We start from the raw sequence: 21,618 nt of genomic DNA, 5'->3' as shown, positions 1-21,618 counted from the left end.
AAGGCTTTACGCCGCCGAACCACGCGCCTATAACGCCCCCATGATGCACGCACAGGCCATCATTATTCGAATTATATGCCCGGCGCTCTGATCCAGACGAGCCGCCGGGACAAGGCGTTTGGATATCCGCGCCGCCCCTTCCCCCATATTGCGACAACCGCCTGAAAAGGACCGGACAGATGTGTGCCGACACCCCCGACTACAAAGACACCCTGACGCTTCCCGTCACCGATTTCCCGATGCGTGCAGGCCTGCCCAAGCGCGAACCTGAATGGCTGGCCCGGTGGGAGAAAATTGGCGTCTATGACCGCCTGCGTGAAACCGCCGGTGACCGCCCACCCTTCGTGCTACACGATGGCCCCCCCTATGCGAACGGCCACCTGCATATCGGTCACGCGCTGAACAAGACGATCAAGGACATGATCGTGCGCTCGCACCAGATGATGGGATTTGACAGCCGTTATGTGCCCGGTTGGGATTGCCACGGCCTGCCCATCGAATGGAAGATCGAGGAACAATACCGCAAGAAAGGCCGCGACAAGGACGAGGTCGACGTGGTCGATTTCCGTCAGGAATGTCGCAAGTTCGCTGAAGGTTGGATCGACATCCAGCGTGACGAGTTCAAGCGTCTGGGCATCACCGGCAAGTGGGACAATCCCTATCTGACGATGGATTTCCACGCCGAGCGTGTGATCGCCGAAGAATTCATGAAGTTCCTGATGAACGGAACGCTGTATCAGGGGTCCAAGCCCGTGATGTGGTCGCCCGTTGAGAAAACTGCACTCGCTGAAGCCGAGGTGGAATATCATGACAAGGAAAGTTTCGCCATCTGGGTGAAATTCAAAGTCACGGATTTCAGCCTGCCTGACATGGTTTTGTCGGATGAAGAGGAAACCGATGAGACCCGAACAGCGGTGGCAGAGGCCAAGGTTGAGGCCGCGCAAGATTTCATCGGCGCGCATGTGGTGATCTGGACCACGACGCCGTGGACGATCCCGTCGAACAAGGCCGTCGTGTTCGGTGAAAACTTCGACTACGGGCTTTATGAAGTCACTGACTGCCCCGAGGAATGCTGGGCCGCCAAAGGGGACCGGTTCATCCTGGCCGACAAGCTGGCGGCAGACGTGATGGCGCGTGCCCGGCTGGAACCTGACATGTATCGGCGCGTGCGCAATGTCACGCCCGCGCAATTGTCCGGCATGACACTGCACCACCCGTTGGCCGGGGTTGAAGGGGCGAATGGCGAATGGGACGCGCCGCGCGATTTCCGCGCCGCCGATTTCGTAACCGACGAAGAAGGCACGGGCTTCGTCCATTGCGCACCGTCGCACGGGATGGAGGAGTTTGAGCTGTATCGCGATCTGGGGATGCTGGATCAGGTCATCACCTATAACGTGATGGATGACGGCTCGTTCCGCTCCGATCTGCCCTTCTTTGGCGGCACCTATATCCTGAACCGCAAGGGCGGCGAGGGGGATGCCAACAAGGCGGTGATCGACAAGCTTGCCTCCGTTGGCGGGCTTCTGGCGCGTGGCAAGATCAAACACTCCTATCCGCATTCGTGGCGCTCGAAAGCGCCGATCATCTATCGCAACACGCCGCAATGGTTCGCCAGCGTGGACCGCGAGGTTGGCGACGGGCAGGACGAGATGGGCAAGACCATCCGTGAACGGGCGCTGAATTCCATCGACCAGTTGGTGAAATGGTGGCCGCAGTCGGGCCGCAACCGGCTTTACTCGATGATCGAAGCGCGGCCCGATTGGGTTCTGTCGCGCCAACGCGCCTGGGGCGTGCCGCTGACCTGCTTTGTCAGGAAAGGCGCGCTGCCCACGGACGAGGACTTCCTGCTGCGTGACCCTGCCGTGAATGCCCGCATCTCCGAGGCGTTCGAGGCCGAAGGCGCCGATGCCTGGTATGCCAAGGGCGCGAAAGAACGGTTTCTTGGCAATGACCACAATCCGGATGAATGGGAGCAGGTCTTTGACGTGCTCGACGTGTGGTTCGATTCAGGCTCGACCCACGCGTTCGTTCTGCGTGACCGCGAAGACGGGACGCCGGACGGCATCGCGGATGTTTATATGGAGGGCACCGACCAGCACCGCGGTTGGTTCCATTCATCGCTTCTGCAAGCGTGTGGCACCAAGGGGCGTGCGCCTTACAGAAACGTTGTGACCCACGGCTTCACGTTGGACGAAAAGGGCATGAAGATGTCCAAGTCGCTGGGCAATACCATCGTGCCCGAACAGGTCGTCAAGCAATATGGCGCGGACATCTTGCGCCTGTGGGTGGCGCAGACGGACTACACGGTCGATCAGCGGATCGGGCCGGAAATCCTGAAAGGTGTGGCCGACAGCTATCGCCGTCTGCGCAACACGATGCGCTTCATGTTGGGCAACCTGCACGGGTTTGACGAGGCGGAGCGTGTGGACGCAGCCGACATGCCGGAATTGGAACGCTGGGTGCTGCACCGTCTGGCGGAACTCGATCACGCGGTGCGCGAAGGGTATAAGACCTTCGATTTCCAGGGCGTGTTCTCGGCTGTGTTCACCTTCGCAACCGTGGATCTGTCGAGCTTCTATTTCGACATCCGCAAGGATGCGCTTTACTGCGACGCGGTGGACAGCCTGAACCGCCGCGCTGCGCGCACGGTTTTGGACATCCTGTTCCATCGCCTGACCACCTGGCTTGCGCCGATCTTGGTGTTCACCATGGAAGATGTTTGGTTGGAACGGTTCCCGGGTGATGACAGCTCGGTCCATCTGGTCGATTTCCCCGACACACCTGCCGATTGGCTGGATGAACCCCTGGCCGCGAAATGGTCGGGTGTCCGCAGGGTTCGGCGGGTCGTGACCGCTGCGCTGGAAGTGCAGCGGCGTGACAAGGTGATCGGGGCGTCTTTGGAAGCCGCGCCTGTGGTGCATGTTCGTGACGCGGATGTGCTGGCGGCCCTGAAATCGGTGAACTTCGCGGATATCACGATCACCTCGGCCGTGTCGCTGACGAATGACCCGTTGCCGTCCGAAGCCTTCCGCGTGCCGGAAGTCGAAGGTGTGGGCGTTGTGTTTGAAAAAGCCACGGGCGAGAAGTGTCAGCGCTGCTGGAAAATTCTGCCGGATGTGGGCAGCCACGATCACGCAGGCACCTGCGGTCGATGCGACGAGGCACTGGGTTAGGGTCTTCGGCGGCTCACTTCGTGAGCCTGAGGGGCGTTGCCCCTACGCGTGAAACCCTGGCGGGTTTCACGCTACCCCAGGATATTTTAAGCCAGAAGAAAAACAGATTGTTGCCTGTTCGTGCATGGAATGGATTGTCCGTGCAGGCTTGTCGCGCGACAATGCGCAGATGAATGTCGCAATTGTGCAAAGCCCGGTGGGACGTCTGGGCGTGGTGGAGCAGGCTGGCGCGATCTGCCGGTTGGCTTGGGAGACAGTGCCGGAAGGCGTGCCGACGCCCTTGTTACGCGAGGCCTGCGCGCAGTTGTCAGCGTATTTTGACAGGCGGCTGACACGGTTTGACCTTCCGATCCGTGTGGGTGGCAGCGTGTTCCAGCGCGCGGTATGTGAGGCGATTGCCGCGATCCCCTATGGCCAGACCATGACCTATGGCGAGATTGCCGAGGTAACGGGCCATTCGGCCCAGGCGGTGGGGCGCGCCTGTGGGGTCAATCCGATTCCGATCATTATTCCCTGTCATCGCGTTATGGGTGCGGGTGGAAAGCTCGTCGGATTTTCCGGAGCCGGCGGGGTCGAGACAAAAGTTCGGCTTTTACGTCTTGAAGGTGCGGCCGGGTTGCTTATTTGAAGGGCTTGGTCCGCGACGAGCAGTTGCGCAACAAAACGGCCTGCGGATACACAGGGGGACAGTATGAGCACGATCCTGAATGTCAGTGGCGTGACCAAGACCTATGACGGTGGACATGAGGCGCTGAAAGGTGTCGATCTTGAGATCGAGCAGGGTGAGATTCTTGCTTTGCTTGGTCCCAATGGTGCGGGCAAGACGACACTGATTTCGATCATCTGTGGCATTGCGACGGCCAGTTCAGGCTCGATCACCGTGGGCGGGTTTGACCACGTGAAAGACTACCGTGCGGCGCGCGACCTGATCGGGCTGGTGCCGCAGGAAATCAATCTGGAGCCGTTCGAGACCGTCATGAACACGGTGTGCTTTTCGCGCGGGTTGTTCGGGCGTCCGCGTGACGATGCGCGGATCGAGGAAATCCTGAAACTGCTCAGTCTGCATGACAAGAAAGACAATCGCATCATGACGTTGTCTGGCGGGATGAAGCGGCGTGTCCTGATCGCCAAGGCGCTGTGTCATGACCCGCAGATCCTGTTTCTGGACGAACCCACTGCAGGCGTCGATGTCGAGCTGCGCAAAGACATGTGGGAGATCATGGCCAAGCTGAAGCAGACCGGCGTCACCATCATCCTGACCACCCATTACATCGAGGAAGCCGAAGCCATGGCGGATCGCATCGGGGTGATCTCGAAAGGCGAGATTCTGTTGGTCGAGGACAAGACCGCGCTGATCAAGCGGCTGGGTCGAAAAGAGCTTTTGATTGAATTGGACACACCCATTGAGGTAGTGCCCGAGAGCCTTCGGGCATATCCGTTGACCGTGTCGGAGGCTGGTGGGCTTGTCTACAGCTATGATGCGCAAGCGGGCAGCACCGGGATCACGGCTTTGCTGGCCGATCTGCGCGCGGCGGGGCTTCATATGTCGGATCTGTCGACGCGCCAAAGCTCGCTTGAGGACATTTTCGTGGATCTTGTGAAGGAGGAAGCTGCATGAACTGGAACGCGATTGCCGCGATCTATCGGTTCGAAATGGCGCGAACCTTCCGCACCCTGATGCAATCTGTCGTGTCACCCGTCCTGTCCACGTCGCTTTATTTCGTTGTGTTCGGGGCCGCCATCGGTTCGCGCATCGATCAGGTCGAAGGGGTCAGTTATGGCGCGTTTATCGTGCCCGGCCTGATCATGCTGACCGTTTTGACGCAAAGCACCACCAACGCTTCGTTCGGGATATATTTCCCTAAATTCATCGGCACGGTGTACGAGCTTTTGTCTGCCCCGATTTCGTTCTTCGAAATCGTGATCGGTTATGTCGGTGCGGCGGCGACCAAAGCGTTCATGATCGGGTTGATCATTCTGGCCACCGCGCATTTCTTTGTCGATCTGACCATCGCGCATCCGGTCTGGATGATGGCGTTTCTGGTGCTGACCTGTATCAGCTTCGCGCTTTTGGGGTTCATCATCGGCATCTGGGCACAGAACTTCGAACAATTGCAACTGGTGCCGCTGCTGGTCATCACGCCGCTCGTGTTTCTGGGGGGGTCGTTTTACTCGATCTCGATGTTGCCGCCGGTCTGGCAGACGATCACGCTGTTCAATCCGGTGGTCTATCTGATCTCGGGGTTCCGTTGGGCTTTTTTCGGCATGGCGGATGTGTCGCTGGGCTGGTCGGTGCTTGCGATTGCAGTGTTCATGACGACATGCCTTGCCACCATCGGCTGGATCTTCCGCACCGGCTATCGGTTGCGTAGTTAATGATGGATGATTTGCAACAGGGGGAATGTGCATCGCCCCTTTCCCTTGTTTGATCCGGAGGTGCCATCTACATGACAGCTATGATGACCTATATTCCGTTTATCAAGAAGCCGCCGCTGGTCGCGGTGATCCGTCTGTCGGGTGTGATCGCCTCGGGTGCGCGTGGGCAACTGAACGATGCGGCCCTTGCCCCGGTGATCGAGCGGGCGTTTCGCAAGGGCAAGCCACAGGCGGTGGCGTTGGTGATCAACTCGCCCGGCGGCAGTCCGGTGCAATCCAGCCTGATTGCCGCCCGTGTGCGCCGGCTCGCGACCGAGAAAGAGATCCCCGTTTACGCATTCGTCGAGGATGTCGCCGCGTCCGGCGGATACTGGCTGGCCACGGCAGCGGACGAGATTTATGCCGACGAAAGCTCGATCCTTGGGTCCATCGGCGTGATTTCGGCTGGGTTCGGCCTGACCGGCTTGATCGAAAAGATCGGGGTCGAGCGGCGGGTTTACACGGCGGGCAAGTCGAAATCCATGCTGGACCCGTTCCAGCCGGAAAAACCGGATGACATCAAGCGCCTGAAGGCGCTGCAGGAAGACATTCATTCTGCATTCAAGGTGCAAGTGGCCACTCGCCGCAAAGGAAAGTTGGAAAGAGGTGTTGGTGCTGATTTGTTCAACGGTGATGTTTGGCTAGGCAACGAAGCATTTGAGCTCGGCCTTATCGACGGGATCGGGCATGTGGTGCCAACCATGAAAGAGCGATACGGCGACAAGGTGCGGTTCCGGGTGCATGGCCCGCGCCGTCCGTTCATCACCCGGTTCGGATTGCAGCTTGGTGCCGATGCGATTGCGGCAATAGAGGAGCGGGCGGAATACGCGCGCTTTGGTCTTTGAATGGTCATCAAGATTGTCGTTCTGTTTCTGGTTGCCATGGGTGTGTTGGCGATGTTCGGAAAGCTCAGATATCCCGGACAGCGGCGCATTGAATCAATGAAATGTCCGCGCTGCGGGCGGTATCGGCTGGGGAAATCCCCCTGCGATTGCAACGGAAAGGGCTGAGCTTTGGATCTGATCTTTGCCGCGCTTGGCCTTCTGATCCTGTTGCTGTCTGGCGACAGCCTTGTACGCGGGGCGGTCAATATGTCGTTGCGCCTTGGGGTCCCGGCGCTGATTGTGTCGCTGACCATTGTGGCCTTCGGCACCTCGGCACCGGAGCTTCTGATCTCGGTCCAGGCGATTATCGAGGGTGTGCCGGGACTTGCCATGGGCAATGTCGTCGGGTCGAACACGGCGAATATCCTGCTGGTGCTTGGGGTGCCGGCCCTGATTTCGGGCCTGTCCACGGCCACCTGTGACACGCGCAAAAGCTATATCCAGATGATGGGCGCCAGCGTGTTGTTCATCATCCTGTGCATGGGCGGCGTGATCACCTGGATGCAGGGGCTTGTGCTGTTGGCGGCACTGGGCCTGATGCTGAGCTCGGCGTTTCGTGTGGCATTGTCACATCGGCGAACGAACCACGCGGCTGTTGCCAATGACGCCTGCTGTGAGGATGAGGAAGAGATTGAGGGCGCCGACCCGGACATGCCGTGGTGGAAGGTCATTCTGTTTCTTGTGCTAGGCCTGATCGGTCTGCCCTTGGGGGCGGATCTTCTGGTGGATGCCTCAACCAATATTGCCCGCCATTTCGGTGTGTCTGAAACGGTGATCGGGCTGACGCTGGTGGCGCTGGGCACCTCGCTGCCGGAACTGGCGACGACGGTCATGGCGGCGCTTCGCAACCAGGCCGAGGTTGCCCTGGGCAACGTGATCGGGTCCAACATGTTCAACCTTTTGGCCATCATCGGCGTTGCGTCGCTGGTTGGCCCAATCCCGGTCGAACGCGGTATCCTGCAATTCGATTTGTGGGTCATGCTGGGCGCATCTGTCCTGCTGGCGCCATTCGTGTTCCTGAAATGGCATATGGGGCGCGTCTGGGGCATCGTCCTGTCGGTGCTTTACGTTGTCTATGTGTTGATCGTTCTGGGGATGTCGTGATGAGCCGGCCTCGCGCATTGATCACCGGGGCAGGCGCGCGGCTAGGTCGCGCAATGGCGATCGAACTTGCCCGTGCGGACTGTGATGTGGCGGTGCATTATGCGACCTCTGCCGATGGCGCTGCCGATACGGTTCGGGACATTCAGAATATCGGGCGACAGGCGGTGGCCATACAGGCGGACCTGCTGGACATGTCCCAAGTTGAAAACCTGGTCCCCCGCGCCACCGAGGCTCTGGGCGGCCCCTTGACCGTTCTGGTCAACAATGTCTCGATCTTTGAATACGATACCTTGGCCAGCGCCACGCAGGACAGTTGGGACAGGCATATGTCATCCAACCTGCGCGCGCCGTTCTTTCTGATGCAGGCTTTTGCGGTACAGGCGCCCCGGGCCACCCGCGACGGCACCGGGGAAAGCCGGGCGCAGGCGCTGGTGGTGAACATGCTGGATCAGCGTGTGCAAAAGCCCACGCCCGAGTTCATGACCTATAGCCTTGCCAAGAACGCGCTTTGGTCTCTGACGCGAACGGGCGCGCAGGCCCTGGCCCCCCATGTGCGGGTCAATGGCATCGCACCCGGCACCACCTTGATCGGTGCCCGGCAAAGCCAGTCTCATTTTGAAGGCCAGCGGTCGGGGTCGCTTTTGCAACGCGGCGCGAATGTCGAGGACATTACCGCCGCCCTGGCGTTTTTCCTGAATGCACCCGCCGTCACCGGGCAGATGATCGCGGTGGATGGCGGTCAGCATCTGGCCTGGCAGACGCCGGATATACGCGGTGTCGAAGACCTCTGAACACCGGTGGGATGACAGTGAACAGATGCGCCAGCAAAAAGTTGTGCACCTGTGAAGTTGCCGTTGGGTCAAGACCGTATTTTTTGCAATGATTTCATGAATTTACACGAGCGTTACAATTCTTTATATATTTATCAATGACTTACGTAACCGCCTAAAAAATAGGCAGTTTGGTGAAGCGGGCTGAATACAAGGGATTTTCCGTGATGGTCAAAACATTTCCTCAGAGTTATCCACAGAAATTGTGGGCAGGTTTCCTCTTGTGTTCAGGGCGCTAAGATTGCAGGCGCAGAAAGAATCGGGGCAGCGGTCAGATGAACGGTGACGACACCACGAATGGGCAGGGCAAACCGGTGGTTCCGGTGGGGCATGAAGTCGTCCAGTCCTACCTGAAAACGCTGGACAATTCGCCGGGCGTCTACCGGATGCTCGATGCCAAGGGGCGGGTGTTGTATGTGGGCAAGGCGCGCAGCCTGAAGAAGCGTGTGTCGAGCTATGCAAAGCCCACGGGGCATTCAGCGCGCATTGCGCGGATGATCAGCCAAACCGCGTCGATGATGTTTTTGACCACGCAGACCGAGACCGAGGCGCTGCTGCTGGAGCAGAACCTGATCAAGCAGTTGAAGCCGCATTTCAACGTGCTGTTGCGTGACGACAAGAGCTTTCCGAACATCCTTGTCACCGGGCACGCGTTTCCACAGATCAAGAAACACCGCGGCGCACGAAAAGAGAAGGGTGCGTATTACGGCCCCTTTGCCAGCGCGGATGCGGTGAACCGGACGCTGAACCAGTTGCAGAAGGTGTTCCTGCTGCGCAACTGCTCGGATGCAATGTTTGAAACCCGCACGCGGCCCTGTCTGCAATATCAGATCAAGCGGTGTGCGGGTCCGTGCGTGGGTAAGATCAGCGAAGCGGACTATGCCAAGCTGGTGCGCGATGCCGAGGATTTTCTGTCAGGCCGCACCACGAAGATGCAGGAAAATCTGGCCGCCGAAATGCAGGCGGCATCCGACGCAATGGCGTTCGAGAAGGCTGCGATCCTGCGCGACCGTATCCGGGCCCTGACGCAAGTGCAGCAGGCGCAGGGCGTGAACCCGCGTGGCGTGGCCGAAGCGGACGTGATCGCGCTGCACATGGAAGGGGGGCAGGCCTGCGTGCAAGTGTTTTTCATCCGCGCGCATCAAAACTGGGGCAACCGCGACTTCTATCCGCGCACCGGGGCAGGGGCCGGACCGGGCGAGGTGTTACAGGCGTTCGTCGGGCAGTTTTACGACCAGAAGGACCCGCCCCGTCTGATCCTTCTGTCCGACCCGCTGGACGAACAGGATCTGATGGCCGAGGCGCTGACCGAGAAGTTGGGCCGCAAGGTCGAAATCTCGGTCCCTCTGCGCGGCGAGAAGTCCGAGCTGGTGGCGAGCGCGCAGCGCAACGCGCGCGAAAGTCTGGGCCGCAAGATGGCGGAAACGGCAACGCAGACCCGGCTGTTGGACGGGATTGCAAAGGTGTTCGACCTGGACGGCCCACCCAGGCGGATCGAGGTTTATGACAACTCGCATATTCAAGGTGCCCATGCGGTCGGCGCGATGATCGTGGCCGGGCCGGAAGGCTTCATGAAAAGCCAGTATCGCAAGTTCAACATCAAGGGCGACGATCTGACCCCCGGCGACGATTTCGGCATGATGAAAGAGGTTCTGACCCGCCGCTTCAAACGCTTGCTGAAGGAAGACCCGGATCGCGAAGGCGAACACTGGCCCGACCTTCTGTTGATCGACGGCGGCGCGGGACAGGTCAGCGCGGTGCATGAGATCATGGAAGAACTGGGCGTGACCGACATACCGATGGTTGGTGTGGCGAAGGGCATCGACCGCGATCAAGGCAAAGAAGAGTTTTATCGACGGAAAAAGCGACCCTTCGCGTTGAAGAGGAATGATCCGGTTCTGTATTTCATCCAGCGACTGCGCGACGAGGCGCACCGCTTTGCCATCGGCACCCACCGCGCCAAGCGCGCCAAGGCGCAAGGCGCGACGCCGCTGGACGAAGTGCCCGGCGTCGGCGCCGCCCGCAAGCGCGCGCTGCTTGGGCATTTCGGGTCTGCCAAGGCGGTCAGCCGCGCGGGGCTGGACGACCTCAAGGCGGTCGATGGAATATCCGAAACCATGGCCGAAACCATCTATGGCTTCTTCCATGCGAAGGGCTGACAGGGTAAGGAGAAACCTATGAAATGGAACCTGCCCAACATCCTGACCATCGCGCGTCTGATCGCGGCACCGCTGGTGCCCCTGATGTTTCTGTATTTCGCGCGTCCCTGGGCGGATTGGTATGCGATGATCCTGTTCATCGTCGCCTCGATCACCGACTATCTTGATGGATATCTTGCCCGCGCATGGAAACTGGAAAGCCTGTTTGGCGCGGCGATGGACCCGATTGCGGACAAGGCGATGGTGCTGATCGCGCTTCTGGTCATCAACGGGTATGCCGGGGTGACGCCGTGGATCTTGTTGCCCTCGGCGCTGATCATCTATCGCGAGGTGTTCGTGTCGGGTCTGCGCGAGACTTTGGGCGACAAGGCGCGTGCCTTGAAGGTGACCGATCTGGCAAAGTGGAAGACCACCGTGCAGATGGTGGCCATCGCCGTCCTGTTTTCGACCGGGATCTTCCAACACAGCCTTCTGGACCGAATGCAGGGAATGGATCAGGCGACCATAGACGGCATATTCAACGGCACCATTTCCGATGACATCGGATTGTTGTTCTATGAGGCCGCCGCGCGCTGGTCTGCCTGGCTTGGCATCACCTTGTTGTGGATTGCCGGCGCGCTGACGGTGATCACGGGGTGGGACTATTTCCGCAAGGCAATGCCGTTTTTACGAGAGGAGCCCGACAATGGTTGAGGTCATGTATTTCGCCTGGGTGCGCGAGCGCATCGGCGAGCCGCGCGAAAAGGTCGAAACAACGGCGACCACAGTCGCAGGTCTGGTGGACGAGTTGCGCGTGCGTGAGCCGCGTTATGCCGAAGCCTTCAAGGATCTGTCAGCCCTGCGCGTGGCGCTGGATCAGGAACTGTCCGATTTCGACGCGCCGCTTGCTGGCGTGCGCGAGGTGGCGTTCTTTCCGCCGATGACGGGTGGTTAATATGACCGTCAGGGTGCAAGCCGACACATTTGATCCGGGGGCCGAACTCTCGGATTTCGCAAACGACCGCAACGATATCGGTGCGGTGGTCAGCTTCACGGGCGTCGTGAGGGACGATTCCGGAACGCTGGATCGGATGGAGATCGAGCACTACCCCGGCATGACTGAAAAGGCGATCAGCGCCATTGTTGACGAGGCGACGGCGCGTTGGTCTCTGGCCGATTGTCTGGTCATTCACCGCTACGGCCCGCTGCTCCCCGGCGCGCAGATCATGATGGTCGCCACCGCCGCGCGCCATCGGGTGGCAGCCTTCGAGGCAGCCGAGTTCCTGATGGATTACCTGAAATCCCGCGCGCCCTTCTGGAAGAAAGAACTTCAGCGCGACGGGTCGACGGGATGGGTGGATGCCAAGGTGGACGACGAAGACGCCTTGACGCGGTGGTCCAGGTAGGCGTCGTGCCTTAACCCGCAGCACGTTCGGGAATGATTTGCTGGGCGATGCCTGCTGCCAGCAGATAGATCGAGGTCACGACCAGCCCCCAATGCGCCCAGCTTTCCGGGTGGAAATCGACCCAGGCCGCCCAGCCGGCAAAGAAGGTCCAGGCAAGGGCGCAGGGCAGGTTGATCCAACGCCAGCGTTCGGTACGGACCGGGTGGATAAACTTCAGCGGCAAAAACATCGCCACGGCCAGCGCCGTGACCAGCGCAAGCATGAACCAGAAATTCGGTTGCGTGGCGAAAAGGACGATCACCAGCATGTTCCAGCACCCCGGAAAGCCCGAAAAGCTGTTGTCCTTGGTTTTCATCCGCGTGTCCGCGAAATAGATCGCACTGGTGAAGGTAATGACGATGATGGCAAACCACCCGGTCCAACCCGGCATGAGCCCTGATTTGAACAGCGCATAGGCCGGGATAAAGACATAGGTCAGATAGTCGATGATCAGGTCCATCAGCACGCCGTCATATTGCGGGGCGTTGACCGACACGTCATAGCGCCGCGCCAATGGTCCGTCGACACCATCGACACCAAAGGCGACAACAAGCCAGAGGAACATCAGGCTCCATTCCTCGTCCACGGCGGCGAGCATGGCCAACATCGCAAATACGGCGCCGGTTGCAGTCAGCAGGTGGACAAGAAGGGCTTTGGTCGTAATTTTCATGCGCGCTTTGTGCCGGAAATTGCCTTGAGGGGAAAGGATAAACCGCGATTGCGTGCCAGCGTCATGCGCGTGGGTGGGCCGAACGGTACACTTCCATCAACCGCGACGTGTCGACCGTTGTATAGGCCTGCGTGGTGGACAAGCTGGCATGACCCAAGAGTTCCTGAATGGCGCGCAGGTCGCCGCCGGCGGCCAGAAGATGTGTCGCGAAGCTGTGGCGCATTGCATGGGGTGTGGCAGTGGCCGGCAGGCCCAGTTGCAGGCGAACCTGCTCCATCACCTTCTGCACCATGCGCGGGCCAAGTGCCCCGCCACGCACGCCGCGAAACAGGGGCGCATCGGGCGTTTCGGGATGGGGACACAGGCGGCGATAGGTTTCCACCGCGTCACGTGCGGCGGGCAGAACCGGCACCACGCGCTCCTTACCCCCTTTGCCCTTGATGCGCAGGGCATTGGGTAAAGGCGCGTCGGCACAGGTCAGGCCAAGCGCCTCGGATATGCGCAACCCGCAACCATAAAGAAGCGTCGCGACGGCAATATCACGCGCCCCGACCCAGCCATGTTTCGATTGCATCCCGGCCGTTTCGATCACCGCTTTCGCAGCATCAGGCGCCAGCGGGCGGGGCAGCTTCTTGGTGAACTTTGGGCTGCGGGTCGACAGAACGGCCGATGCGTCAAACTCGTCCCGTTCGCTGAGCCAGCGATAGAAACTTTTGACGGCCGACAAGGACCGGGCCAGGGATCGCGCGCCCACACCGCGCCCGCGCTCATGCGCCATCCACGCCCGCATGTCGGACAGGTTGACGCGCGCCAATCCACCGCGTCCGGCCGATCCGCCCAAATGTCCGGCCATGAAGGCCAGAAATCCTGTCAGATCGGTTTGATACGCGGTGATCGTGTTCGCCGAGGCACCGTCCAGGGCGCGGATGTGATCAAGCCAGTCCGACAGCGCATCCCGTGCCCCGCCAGAGATTGACAATGTATCTTTCGCGGTCACGACAACCAGCGGCGCATGGCACGTTCAAAGACCCCACCAAAAAAGGCCAAAAGGTCGGTGCCCTGACCGGGTTTGAACTGCTGTGCGTCCTCGACCCCCAGAACCAGCATGCCGGGCAGGCGGCCTTCGCCCAGGTCCAGGCGGAGACAGGCCTCGGACCGGACCCAAAAGCCGGTATCGCCATAAATCGTCTCATCCTGTTCCTGAATTTGCCGCAGAAACACCTGGCGCGAGGATTGTTCGGCGCTCATGCCCAGATATTCATCCACGAAACCGGGATTGGCGACGGACAGGACCGGGCCAAGCCGCTCAACGGCGCTGTTTTTCTGACCAAGCTCAGTTTCCAGAACCAAGCGCACGCAATCAACGCGCAGGATCTCGGCCACTTCGCCGCTCAGATCGGCCATGAACAGCTCAAAGTCTGCCGGATCCAGCATGCGCAGCACCGCACGGTGGATCAGGTTCATGCCCGAGATATTGTTGTAAGCCGCCGCGATGACCGAGCGGTGCGTGTCTTCCAACCGGTCCAGCCGCGCCTCAAGCCGCTCCATCGCGATGCCGCGCAGGTCCACGATATTGGCCCCCATGGATCGTTCATTTGCGGCAATCAAGGCGCGCATAATGTCCTGATCATCCAAAATGGTTTCGGGTTGCGCGATCAAATGCGCGCGCAATTCTTCATCAATCGTCGCGGGTACGCTCATCTGCTGCCTCGGTATCTTGTTCTTGTCGTTTTGAATGAAGATACACCAAGTCGCGTGTCAGGTGGTTGGTTTTTTCTTGCTCCCGGCAAGGAAAAAGGGGGCCGTGGCCCCCTCGTAACAGTCAGCGGTCGGTGCCTGATTTACAGGATCTTGATACCTGCGGCCTTGATATCGGCCAAAAACGCGTCCAGCCCCTTGTCGGTCAGCACGTGTTTTGCCATCGCCTGAATGACCGAGGTCGGCGCGGTGGCCACATCGGCCCCGACCAACGCACAATCTTTCATATGGTTGACCGACCGGATCGAGGCCGCCAGAATCTGCGTTTCGAACCCGTAGTTGTCATAGATGGTGCGAATGTCCTCGATCAGTTCCAACCCATCGAGGTTGATGTCGTCCAGACGTCCGATGAAAGGCGAAATGAAGGTCGCTCCGGCCTTGGCGGCCAAAAGCGCCTGGTTGGCCGAAAAGCACAACGTCACGTTCACCATGGTACCTTCGTCGGTCAGGGTCTTGCAGGCCTTCAACCCGTCCCAGGTCAGCGGCACCTTGACCGCGATGTTATCCGCGATCTTGGCCAGTTTGCGGCCTTCGGCGATCATTTTCTCAGCGTCGATGGCCGTGACTTCGGCAGAGACAGGACCATCCACGATGTCGCAGATCTCCTTGGTCACCTCCAGGATGTCACGCCCCGATTTCTTGATGATCGAGGGGTTGGTGGTCACACCGTCGATCATCCCGACGTCGTTCAGTTCCTTGATGGCGTCGATATCGGCGGTGTCAGCAAAGAATTTCATAAGCGCGGCTCCTGCAGCTGTTGAGCGTTTGCGCTCTCATACCCCATGGGCGCGCGGGCAGAAAGCCCCTATGGTGCGCGCGATGAAGGGGATTTGGACGAAATGAGCGATATTCAGCACTTTCAGACAGGCGCGCGCGTGGGTGTTCTGACCGCGCAGCCCCTGGATCGTATCCTGACCTATCGCGCGCCTGAAGGTGGCTGCGTGCAAGGTGCGTTTGTCGAGGTACCGCTTGGCCCGCGCAAGGTACTGGGTGTTGTCTGGGGGCCGGGTGAAGGCGGTTTTGATGCCTCGAAGCTGCGGTCGGTGATCCGTGTGCTGGACGTGGCCCCGATGCGTACTGAGATGGCCGAGTTTCTGACCCGCGTGGGCGATTACACCCTGACCCCAATGAGCCAGATGTTGCGCCTTGCCACCCGTGCGCCGGGGCTGTCCGATCCGCCCTCGATGCGGAAGGTGCTGAAGGCGTCGGGGCATCGCCCGAACCGTTTGACCGATGCGCGCGCCAAGGTGATGGACGTGCTGATGGATCAGCCCGGTGTGGGGTTTACGCAGAAAGAACTGGCCGATCTGGCGGGGGTCAGTGGGTCGGTCGTCAAAGGGCTGGTGAAGCTGGGCGCGATCCGGGAAGAAGATACGCCACGCGACATGCCCTATCCCCGGCTGGACCCGGACCTGCCGGGAAAAGAGTTGACGGAAGAACAGGCCGCCGCCGCCAAGCAACTGACCGACGGCGTGCGCGCGGGCCGCTATGGCACGACGCTTTTGCGTGGGGTCACGGGCGCGGGCAAGACCGAGGTGTATCTGGAAGCCGTCGCCGCCTGTTTGCGCAAGGGGCGTCAGGCGCTGGTGCTTTTACCCGAAATCGCGCTGACCGCCGAGTTCCTGAAACGGGTCGAAGAACGCTTCGGCGCGCGCCCTGCCGAATGGCATTCGGGCGTCACCATGACCGAACGCCGCCGCTGCTGGCGCATGGTCGGGCAGGGGGAGGCATCGCTTGTCGTCGGTGCGCGATCTGCTCTTTATCTGCCGTTCCGCGACCTTGGGCTGGTGATCGTGGACGAAGAACATGATAGTTCCTACAAACAGGAAGACGGTGTGCTTTATTCAGCGCGCGATATGGCGGTGCTAAGGGCCTCGATCTGTGACGCGCAGGTGGTTTTGGCGTCCGCTACCCCATCGCTGGAAACATGGGCCAATTGCGAGGCGGGCAAATACAAACGTATCGACCTGACCAGCCGCTATGGGCCCGCCGTCATGCCCGACATGCGCGCGATTGATATGCGGCAAGAGGATTTGCCCTCGCAAAGCTGGATCTCGCCCACATTGAAAGCCGCCGTCACCTTGCGGATGTCCAAGGGCGAACAGACGCTTCTGTTCATCAACCGCCGTGGCTATGCGCCGGTCACGATCTGTCGCGCCTGCGGGCATCAGATCGGCTGTGATCACTGCGACGCGCGGATGGTGGAACACCGGTTTCAGAAACGTCTGGTCTGCCACCAATGCGGCGAGACGAAACCGATGCCCGAGGCCTGCCCGGACTGCGAGGTGGAAGGTAAGCTGGCCCCGGTCGGCCCCGGTGTCGAGCGACTGGCCGAAGAAGTGCGGGCAAGTTTCCCCGATGCCCGCGTCGCGGTGCTGTCGTCGGACTTGTTCGGGTCAGCCCGTGCGCTGAAGGAACAGATTGAACTGATTGCGGACGGGGGTGCCGACATCATCATCGGCACGCAACTGGTGGCAAAGGGTCACAACTTCCCCAAGTTGACGCTTGTGGGGGTGATCGACGCCGATCTTGGCCTGCAAGGGTCCGACCTGCGTGCCGCCGAGCGGACGTTTCAATTGATCCGTCAGGTCGCTGGGCGCGCCGGGCGGATGGAAACACCCGGTGTTGCGCTTTTGCAGACCTTTCAGCCCGAACACCCCGTAATCCGCGCGATACTGGCGGGCGAGGAAGAAAAATTCTGGAAGGCCGAGGCAGGCGAACGCCAAGCCGCCGGGGTGCCGCCTTATGGGCGTCTGGCCGGGATTGTCCTGTCCTCGCCGGACATCCAGGCGGTGTTTGACCTGGGTGCGGAAATGGCCCGCAGGTCCGATCCACTGACCCAGATCGGCGCACAGCTTTTCGGACCCGCCCCGGCCCCCATCGCCCGCGTGCGCGGCCGCCACCGTGTGCGCCTTCTGGTCAAAGCCGAGAAGACAGCGCCCATTCAGGCCGCGTTGAAAAGGTGGCTCGCGCAGTTCCAGATCAAAGGAGATTTGCGCGTGTCCGTGGATATTGATCCGCAGAGTTTCTATTGACAGAAATGTCAGCAAAAAGGGGCCTTGCCCCTCTTGCCCCCGTTGGGGGCAATTCACCCCAGGATATTTGAGACAAGAAAAAGGCGCGACTTTCCTGCTTTTTCTTGTCTCAAATATCCCGGGGTGAGCCTTGTAAAAGGCGAGGGGCAGCGCCCCTTACTCCGCCGCCACACCCACAGGGCCCTGCTGATCCACCAGCGTATCGGTGAGCACAGCGCCTATCCACATGCAGACCAGGGCAAGCCATGCAGTGCCGACGAAGATAGACGTTCCGGTGACGCCCGCCCCGATCGCACAGCCGCCGGCCAGCATCGCGCCGAAGCCCATCAGGACCGCCCCGAACATGGAGCGGCGCATGTTCGCCTCGCCTTCGAAGCCCTGGAACTTGAACTCGCCGTTCAGCCAGCTGGCGGCGAAGGCACCGATGACGACACCGGGCACCAGCCCCACGTCGAATTCCAGCACCGGGTCGGGGATCAGGAAGAACATGAGCGTATTTGCAGACGGGCCCGAGAATGTGGCCGAGGTGACGGATACAGGTTCGAATGCGGCCAGTGACAGTTGATAGGTCAGCACCCAGCCAAGCGCGACGGCAAATCCCACGCCGGATCCAAAGACCAGCCGTTTATAACCTATTCCAGAGCGGCGTGCGATATAGATGGCAAGCACGGCGGTCAGGAGGCCAAGCACAAGCCCGGACCAATTTGGAACACCCAGTGCGTTCATCAGGTTCACATTCGTCCCGCCATCGGTCATCCACAGCCGGGCGAGTTTGTCGCGGGTGGGGGCGAGCCAGCCGTGCAGGCTCATCTGCGCGACTACTGCGAAGATCAGTCCAGACACCACAGATCGCAGGTTACCCGTTGCGGCCAGCACCAGCAGTCGGCCCGAACAGCCGCGTGCCAACACCATGCCGACACCAAACATTAGACCGCCGATCACCGCACCCGACCACGTTCCGGTCACTGCCATCATGCGCGCATCTTCGGGCCTCATCAGGCCCAGAAGAGTTGCGCCCTGCACCCAGACCAGCGCGGTTGAAAAGGTCAGCAGCCACACCGCGACCGAGCTGTCCATCCTGCGGCGGGCAAATTCGACCGTGGCCGCGCGCAGGCAAAACCGCGACCGTTGGGCTGCGACGCCAAAGACAATACCGGTGATCAACCCGAACAGGGCGGCTGTCGGGGCTTCTCCGATACGGTCAATCAGGGGCACGATGTCCATGTGGTTTCCTTTTGAATGGCGGTCGGTATACCGGAGGTGGGGCGTGTCTGCCTTGACATATATCATAAACATATACGCTTGGGTGAATGCGTTTTGATCTCGCCAACCAGGAGAAACAGGCGTAAGGCGAGGGCATGAGACACCAGATCCTGACCCTGGACCAAGCCCGGACCCTGCCGTTCTGGCGGCGCCCCATCTTTCTTTTGATGTTGATGGCGGCGGGGATGCCGATTGCATTTTTCACCTGGTCGGCGCTTTTGAACAACTTCGTGATCGAGGCTGCAGGATTCACCGGGGTCGAGATCGGCTGGTTGCACACGGTGCGCGAGATCCCCGGGTTTCTGGCTATCGGGGTGATCGCCCTTTTGATGTTGTTTCGTGAGCAGGTGTTGGGGATCGTGGCGCTGGGTCTTTTGGGGGCCGCGACGGCGATCACGGCCTGGTTTCCGAGTTTTGGCGGCATCCTGACCATCACGATGCTGTCTTCGATCGGGTTCCACTATTTCGAGACGGTCAACCAGTCGCTTCAGCTTCAGTGGATCGACAAGAAACGCGCGCCCCAGATGCTGGGTTGGATCATGTCCATTGGGTCGGCGGCGGCGCTGCTCAGCTATGGTTTGCTGGTGCTGACCTGGAAAACCTTCGATCTGAGCTACAACCTTGTCTATATGATCGCGGGTGGCACGACGTTGGCCATCGCGGTGTTCGCGTTCTTTGCCTATCCTCAGTTTGAAAGCCCGGAGCCGCAGCTGAAGCAGTTCGTGCTGCGCCGCCGTTACTGGTTGTATTATGCCCTGCAATTCATGTCCGGCGCGCGGCGCCAGATCTTTACTGTGTTTGCGGCGTTCATGATGGTGGAACGCTTCGGGTTCGAGGTGCACGAGGTCACGGCGCTGTTCCTGATCAACTATCTGGCCAACATCTTCTTTGCACCCCTGATGGGGAAGGCAGTTGCGAAGTGGGGCGAGCGCCGTGCTTTGGTCTTTGAATACACGGGACTGATCTGCGTGTTCCTTGCCTATGGCGGTATTTACTACTTCGGCTGGGGGGTTATTTTGGCGGCGGCGCTTTACGTGCTGGATCACCTGTTCTTTGCTCTGGCGTTTGCATTGAAAACCTACTTCCAGAAGATTGCGGACCCGCAGGATATTGCCCCGACAGCCGCCGTGGCCTTCACCATCAACCATATCGCGGCGGTCTTTCTGCCCGCGCTTTTGGGGTATTTGTGGGTCGTGTCGCCGGGCGGTGTCTTTGCCTTGGCCGCGGGTATGGCCTGTGTGTCCTTGATGCTGTCGCTTCTGATCCCGCGCCATCCCGCGAAGGGCAACGAGACGGTGTTTGCGCGCCCGCTGCCACAGGTGGCCGAATAGCCCGGCGTTTGTGGCGCTGGTTGAGGTTGACCGGGCACGCACGTCTCGCTAGGCCGATTGTGTCATCAGAAAGGATGCTCTCATGCCGACATGGACCGCTCTTACCACCCTGAAAGGCCAGGACGCCGCCGAAGCCCTGGGTGTGGCGATGGAGGCATTGACGCCCGAACCGACCGGTGTCGGGGTGTTCGAGGTCGAAGATGGCAGCGGCATATGGGAGGTCGGCGGCTATTTCACCGAAGAACCGGACGCTGCCGGGCTGGCCCTTCTGTCCGCGATGCACAACGCAAGGGATTTCACCGTTTCGCAATTGCCCGAGGTCGACTGGGTCGCCCATGTGCGCCGTGAACTGTCTCCGGTCGAGGCGGGGCGGTTCTTTGTGCATGGCAGCCATGACGCCGATCAGGTGCCGGACGGAAAGATTGCCCTGTTGATCGAGGCCGCGATGGCCTTCGGCACCGGGCATCACGGCACAACGCTGGGCTGCCTGAAGGCACTGGACAGGTTGGTGGAAAAGGGATTTGTTGGAAAGAACGTTGTCGATATTGGCTGCGGGACTGCGGTTTTGGCCATGGCGGCGGCGCGCGTCTGGCCCAATCCGGTCCTGGCCAGCGATATTGATCAGGTGGCCGTCGATGTGGCCAAGGCGAATGTCGCCGCCAACAATCTGGAGGAACGTGTCAACTGTGTCGAAGCGGCCGGGTTCAACGCGCCCGCCCTTCAGGAAGCGTCCCCCTTCGATTTGGTTTTTGCAAATATTCTGAAAGGTCCACTGATCGGCTTGGCCCCGGATATGGCGAAACACCTTTCTACCAAGGGTTATGCGATTCTGTCGGGTATTCTGAACCCGCAAGCGGACGAAGTGATCTCGGTTTATATCCAGAACGGGTTCAATCTGGTCGATCGTACCGAAATTGTTGACTGGACGACACTGGTTCTTGAAAAAACTTAGCCTTTTTCACCGAAAATTTGACAGATTTCTAGCCAGAAACACTTTTTTGCCATATTCTGATCTGGGTGTATTTTAAATTTTATTTGTTCGGGAGGGTATTGAAAGTGACTGATGCACAAGTTCAAGACTTTCAGAAACGGGTGCGCGGAATTAGCCGTCAGCACCGTCGACTGTCGCAAGGTTATGTTCAACTGGTCGAACGTGATGGGCTTTTGGTGCCCAGCAAGCCCAAACTGCGCCGTGGGTTTCCGGTCAAGGGGCTGATCCTGACGGTTGTCGGGTTCATGTTGTTCAAGGGCTTTCTGTTCAGCCAGGTTGGTGTGATCAACTATAATGATCGCGTTGACCGACTGGCACAGGGGACGATGATTGAACAGGCCGGGGCGTGGATCATGCAGGACGATCCTGTCACCACCGCCATTGCCGGGTTCATGTCCAACCCGTTCTGACTCAGGAAATCACTGCGTAGATCTGACCCGGATGCAACGATGCGTTTCGGGTTGGTTTCACGTGGATACACCGCTGTTGCGATGCCGTTGCGACGCAAAGCCACATTTTCCACAACATCAGGCTGTCTTGACTGGCAAATCCTCTTGGCCTTGCCTATTTGCCTTGTCTAG

20 protein-coding genes are annotated in these 21,618 nt (G+C 59.8%); 15 read left to right on the top strand and 5 right to left on the bottom strand.

Going from position 1 to position 21,618, the window contains the following annotated elements:
* The first annotated feature begins 179 nt into the window (after positions 1 to 179).
* From ileS to MUY21_RS03985, 11 genes are all read left to right on the top strand, one after another.
* Positions 180 to 3,173: an isoleucine--tRNA ligase gene (gene ileS, locus MUY21_RS04035; protein ID WP_248409075.1), complete on the top strand. Its 2,994-nt coding sequence runs from the start codon at positions 180 to 182 to the stop codon at positions 3,171 to 3,173.
* A gap of 169 nt (positions 3,174 to 3,342) precedes the next feature.
* Positions 3,343 to 3,801, top strand: a complete 459-nt coding sequence (locus tag MUY21_RS04030; protein ID WP_248409188.1) for a methylated-DNA--[protein]-cysteine S-methyltransferase — start codon at positions 3,343 to 3,345, stop codon at positions 3,799 to 3,801.
* Positions 3,802 to 3,864: 63 nt separating this feature from the next.
* Complete coding sequence (locus MUY21_RS04025; RefSeq protein WP_248409074.1) at positions 3,865 to 4,791, top strand: ABC transporter ATP-binding protein; 927 nt, start codon at positions 3,865 to 3,867, stop codon at positions 4,789 to 4,791.
* Positions 4,788 to 5,549 (top strand): ABC transporter permease, encoded by a 762-nt coding sequence (locus tag MUY21_RS04020; protein WP_248409073.1) that lies wholly within the window; start codon positions 4,788 to 4,790, stop codon positions 5,547 to 5,549. The genes MUY21_RS04025 and MUY21_RS04020 overlap by 4 nt, the downstream gene beginning before the upstream one ends.
* An 80-nt stretch (positions 5,550 to 5,629) precedes the next feature.
* Complete coding sequence (locus MUY21_RS04015; RefSeq protein WP_248409187.1) at positions 5,630 to 6,433, top strand: S49 family peptidase; 804 nt, start codon at positions 5,630 to 5,632, stop codon at positions 6,431 to 6,433.
* A gap of 168 nt (positions 6,434 to 6,601) precedes the next feature.
* The gene (locus MUY21_RS04010) at positions 6,602 to 7,576 is read left to right on the top strand and encodes a calcium/sodium antiporter (protein WP_248409072.1); all 975 of its coding nucleotides are present in this window, start codon (positions 6,602 to 6,604) and stop codon (positions 7,574 to 7,576) included.
* Positions 7,576 to 8,367, top strand: a complete 792-nt coding sequence (locus tag MUY21_RS04005; RefSeq protein ID WP_248409071.1) for an SDR family oxidoreductase — start codon at positions 7,576 to 7,578, stop codon at positions 8,365 to 8,367. The genes MUY21_RS04010 and MUY21_RS04005 overlap by 1 nt, the downstream gene beginning before the upstream one ends.
* A gap of 314 nt (positions 8,368 to 8,681) precedes the next feature.
* Positions 8,682 to 10,565, top strand: a complete 1,884-nt coding sequence (gene uvrC / locus MUY21_RS04000; RefSeq protein ID WP_248409070.1) for an excinuclease ABC subunit UvrC — start codon at positions 8,682 to 8,684, stop codon at positions 10,563 to 10,565.
* An 18-nt stretch (positions 10,566 to 10,583) separates the two neighbouring features.
* Positions 10,584 to 11,258: a CDP-diacylglycerol--glycerol-3-phosphate 3-phosphatidyltransferase gene (pgsA, locus tag MUY21_RS03995; RefSeq protein ID WP_191286546.1), complete on the top strand. Its 675-nt coding sequence runs from the start codon at positions 10,584 to 10,586 to the stop codon at positions 11,256 to 11,258.
* Entirely contained in the window at positions 11,251 to 11,499 is a 249-nt protein-coding gene (gene moaD, locus MUY21_RS03990; RefSeq protein ID WP_248409069.1) for a molybdopterin converting factor subunit 1, read from the top strand. Before pgsA ends, moaD begins: the two co-directional genes overlap by 8 nt.
* A 1-nt stretch (position 11,500) precedes the next feature.
* Entirely contained in the window at positions 11,501 to 11,950 is a 450-nt protein-coding gene (locus MUY21_RS03985) for a molybdenum cofactor biosynthesis protein MoaE (RefSeq protein ID WP_248409068.1), read from the top strand.
* 10 nt (positions 11,951 to 11,960) lie between these two features.
* Here the strand turns inward: MUY21_RS03985 and MUY21_RS03980 are convergent, their stop codons facing one another.
* From MUY21_RS03980 to fsa, 4 genes are all read right to left on the bottom strand, one after another.
* Positions 11,961 to 12,659, bottom strand: a complete 699-nt coding sequence (locus tag MUY21_RS03980; RefSeq protein WP_248409067.1) for a CDP-alcohol phosphatidyltransferase family protein — start codon at positions 12,657 to 12,659, stop codon at positions 11,961 to 11,963.
* 61 nt (positions 12,660 to 12,720) lie between these two features.
* Complete coding sequence (locus MUY21_RS03975; protein ID WP_248409066.1) at positions 12,721 to 13,656, bottom strand: tyrosine recombinase XerC; 936 nt, start codon at positions 13,654 to 13,656, stop codon at positions 12,721 to 12,723.
* Complete coding sequence (locus MUY21_RS03970; protein ID WP_191286542.1) at positions 13,653 to 14,360, bottom strand: DUF484 family protein; 708 nt, start codon at positions 14,358 to 14,360, stop codon at positions 13,653 to 13,655. Before MUY21_RS03970 ends, MUY21_RS03975 begins: the two co-directional genes overlap by 4 nt.
* A gap of 140 nt (positions 14,361 to 14,500) precedes the next feature.
* Positions 14,501 to 15,154 carry a fructose-6-phosphate aldolase gene (gene fsa / locus MUY21_RS03965; RefSeq protein ID WP_248409065.1) on the bottom strand — a complete coding sequence of 218 codons (654 nt, stop codon included), beginning with the start codon at positions 15,152 to 15,154 and terminating at the stop codon, positions 14,501 to 14,503.
* A gap of 102 nt (positions 15,155 to 15,256) precedes the next feature.
* Between fsa and MUY21_RS03960 the strand changes: the two genes are divergently transcribed.
* A complete protein-coding gene (locus tag MUY21_RS03960) occupies positions 15,257 to 17,452 on the top strand; it encodes a primosomal protein N' (RefSeq protein WP_248409064.1) in 2,196 nt (731 codons plus the stop codon).
* A gap of 156 nt (positions 17,453 to 17,608) precedes the next feature.
* Here MUY21_RS03960 and MUY21_RS03955 read toward each other — a convergent pair whose 3' ends face one another.
* The gene (locus MUY21_RS03955; protein ID WP_248409063.1) at positions 17,609 to 18,676 is read right to left on the bottom strand and encodes a YeeE/YedE family protein; all 1,068 of its coding nucleotides are present in this window, start codon (positions 18,674 to 18,676) and stop codon (positions 17,609 to 17,611) included.
* A gap of 134 nt (positions 18,677 to 18,810) precedes the next feature.
* Here MUY21_RS03955 and MUY21_RS03950 point away from each other — a divergent pair, with 134 nt between their 5' ends.
* The 3 genes from MUY21_RS03950 to MUY21_RS03940 all read left to right on the top strand — a co-directional run bounded on the left by MUY21_RS03950 (position 18,811) and on the right by MUY21_RS03940 (position 21,447).
* Positions 18,811 to 20,046 carry an MFS transporter gene (locus MUY21_RS03950; protein ID WP_248409062.1) on the top strand — a complete coding sequence of 412 codons (1,236 nt, stop codon included), beginning with the start codon at positions 18,811 to 18,813 and terminating at the stop codon, positions 20,044 to 20,046.
* Between the two features lie 82 nt (positions 20,047 to 20,128).
* Positions 20,129 to 20,998 carry a 50S ribosomal protein L11 methyltransferase gene (locus MUY21_RS03945; RefSeq protein ID WP_248409061.1) on the top strand — a complete coding sequence of 290 codons (870 nt, stop codon included), beginning with the start codon at positions 20,129 to 20,131 and terminating at the stop codon, positions 20,996 to 20,998.
* 104 nt (positions 20,999 to 21,102) lie between these two features.
* Positions 21,103 to 21,447, top strand: coding sequence for a hypothetical protein (locus MUY21_RS03940; protein ID WP_191286536.1), 345 nt, complete (start codon positions 21,103 to 21,105; stop codon positions 21,445 to 21,447).
* Positions 21,448 to 21,618: the final 171 nt, after the last annotated feature.

The organism is Aliiroseovarius sp. S2029 (assembly GCF_023195575.1).
GTDB classification, from domain to species: Bacteria; Pseudomonadota; Alphaproteobacteria; order Rhodobacterales; family Rhodobacteraceae; genus Aliiroseovarius; species Aliiroseovarius zhejiangensis.
The sequence above is the reverse complement of the archived record's forward strand: the minus strand, read 5'-3'. Positions and strand labels throughout refer to the sequence as shown.

What these genes read in the sequence shown, in the direction of transcription:
- MUY21_RS03960 (WP_248409064.1), top strand. Translation starts at nt 15,257, where the DNA reads ATGAGCGATATTCAGCACTTTCAGACAGGCGCGCGCGTGGGTGTTCTG.
- fsa (WP_248409065.1), bottom strand. Translation starts at nt 15,154, where the DNA reads ATGAAATTCTTTGCTGACACCGCCGATATCGACGCCATCAAGGAACTG.
- MUY21_RS03970 (WP_191286542.1), bottom strand. Translation starts at nt 14,360, where the DNA reads ATGAGCGTACCCGCGACGATTGATGAAGAATTGCGCGCGCATTTGATC.
- ileS (WP_248409075.1), top strand. Translation starts at nt 180, where the DNA reads ATGTGTGCCGACACCCCCGACTACAAAGACACCCTGACGCTTCCCGTC.
- pgsA (WP_191286546.1), top strand. Translation starts at nt 10,584, where the DNA reads ATGAAATGGAACCTGCCCAACATCCTGACCATCGCGCGTCTGATCGCG.
- MUY21_RS04025 (WP_248409074.1), top strand. Translation starts at nt 3,865, where the DNA reads ATGAGCACGATCCTGAATGTCAGTGGCGTGACCAAGACCTATGACGGT.
- MUY21_RS03955 (WP_248409063.1), bottom strand. Translation starts at nt 18,676, where the DNA reads ATGGACATCGTGCCCCTGATTGACCGTATCGGAGAAGCCCCGACAGCC.
- MUY21_RS03945 (WP_248409061.1), top strand. Translation starts at nt 20,129, where the DNA reads ATGCCGACATGGACCGCTCTTACCACCCTGAAAGGCCAGGACGCCGCC.
- MUY21_RS03985 (WP_248409068.1), top strand. Translation starts at nt 11,501, where the DNA reads ATGACCGTCAGGGTGCAAGCCGACACATTTGATCCGGGGGCCGAACTC.
- MUY21_RS04020 (WP_248409073.1), top strand. Translation starts at nt 4,788, where the DNA reads ATGAACTGGAACGCGATTGCCGCGATCTATCGGTTCGAAATGGCGCGA.
- MUY21_RS03980 (WP_248409067.1), bottom strand. Translation starts at nt 12,659, where the DNA reads ATGAAAATTACGACCAAAGCCCTTCTTGTCCACCTGCTGACTGCAACC.
- MUY21_RS03950 (WP_248409062.1), top strand. Translation starts at nt 18,811, where the DNA reads ATGAGACACCAGATCCTGACCCTGGACCAAGCCCGGACCCTGCCGTTC.
- MUY21_RS04005 (WP_248409071.1), top strand. Translation starts at nt 7,576, where the DNA reads ATGAGCCGGCCTCGCGCATTGATCACCGGGGCAGGCGCGCGGCTAGGT.
- moaD (WP_248409069.1), top strand. Translation starts at nt 11,251, where the DNA reads ATGGTTGAGGTCATGTATTTCGCCTGGGTGCGCGAGCGCATCGGCGAG.
- MUY21_RS04015 (WP_248409187.1), top strand. Translation starts at nt 5,630, where the DNA reads ATGATGACCTATATTCCGTTTATCAAGAAGCCGCCGCTGGTCGCGGTG.
- uvrC (WP_248409070.1), top strand. Translation starts at nt 8,682, where the DNA reads ATGAACGGTGACGACACCACGAATGGGCAGGGCAAACCGGTGGTTCCG.
- MUY21_RS04030 (WP_248409188.1), top strand. Translation starts at nt 3,343, where the DNA reads ATGAATGTCGCAATTGTGCAAAGCCCGGTGGGACGTCTGGGCGTGGTG.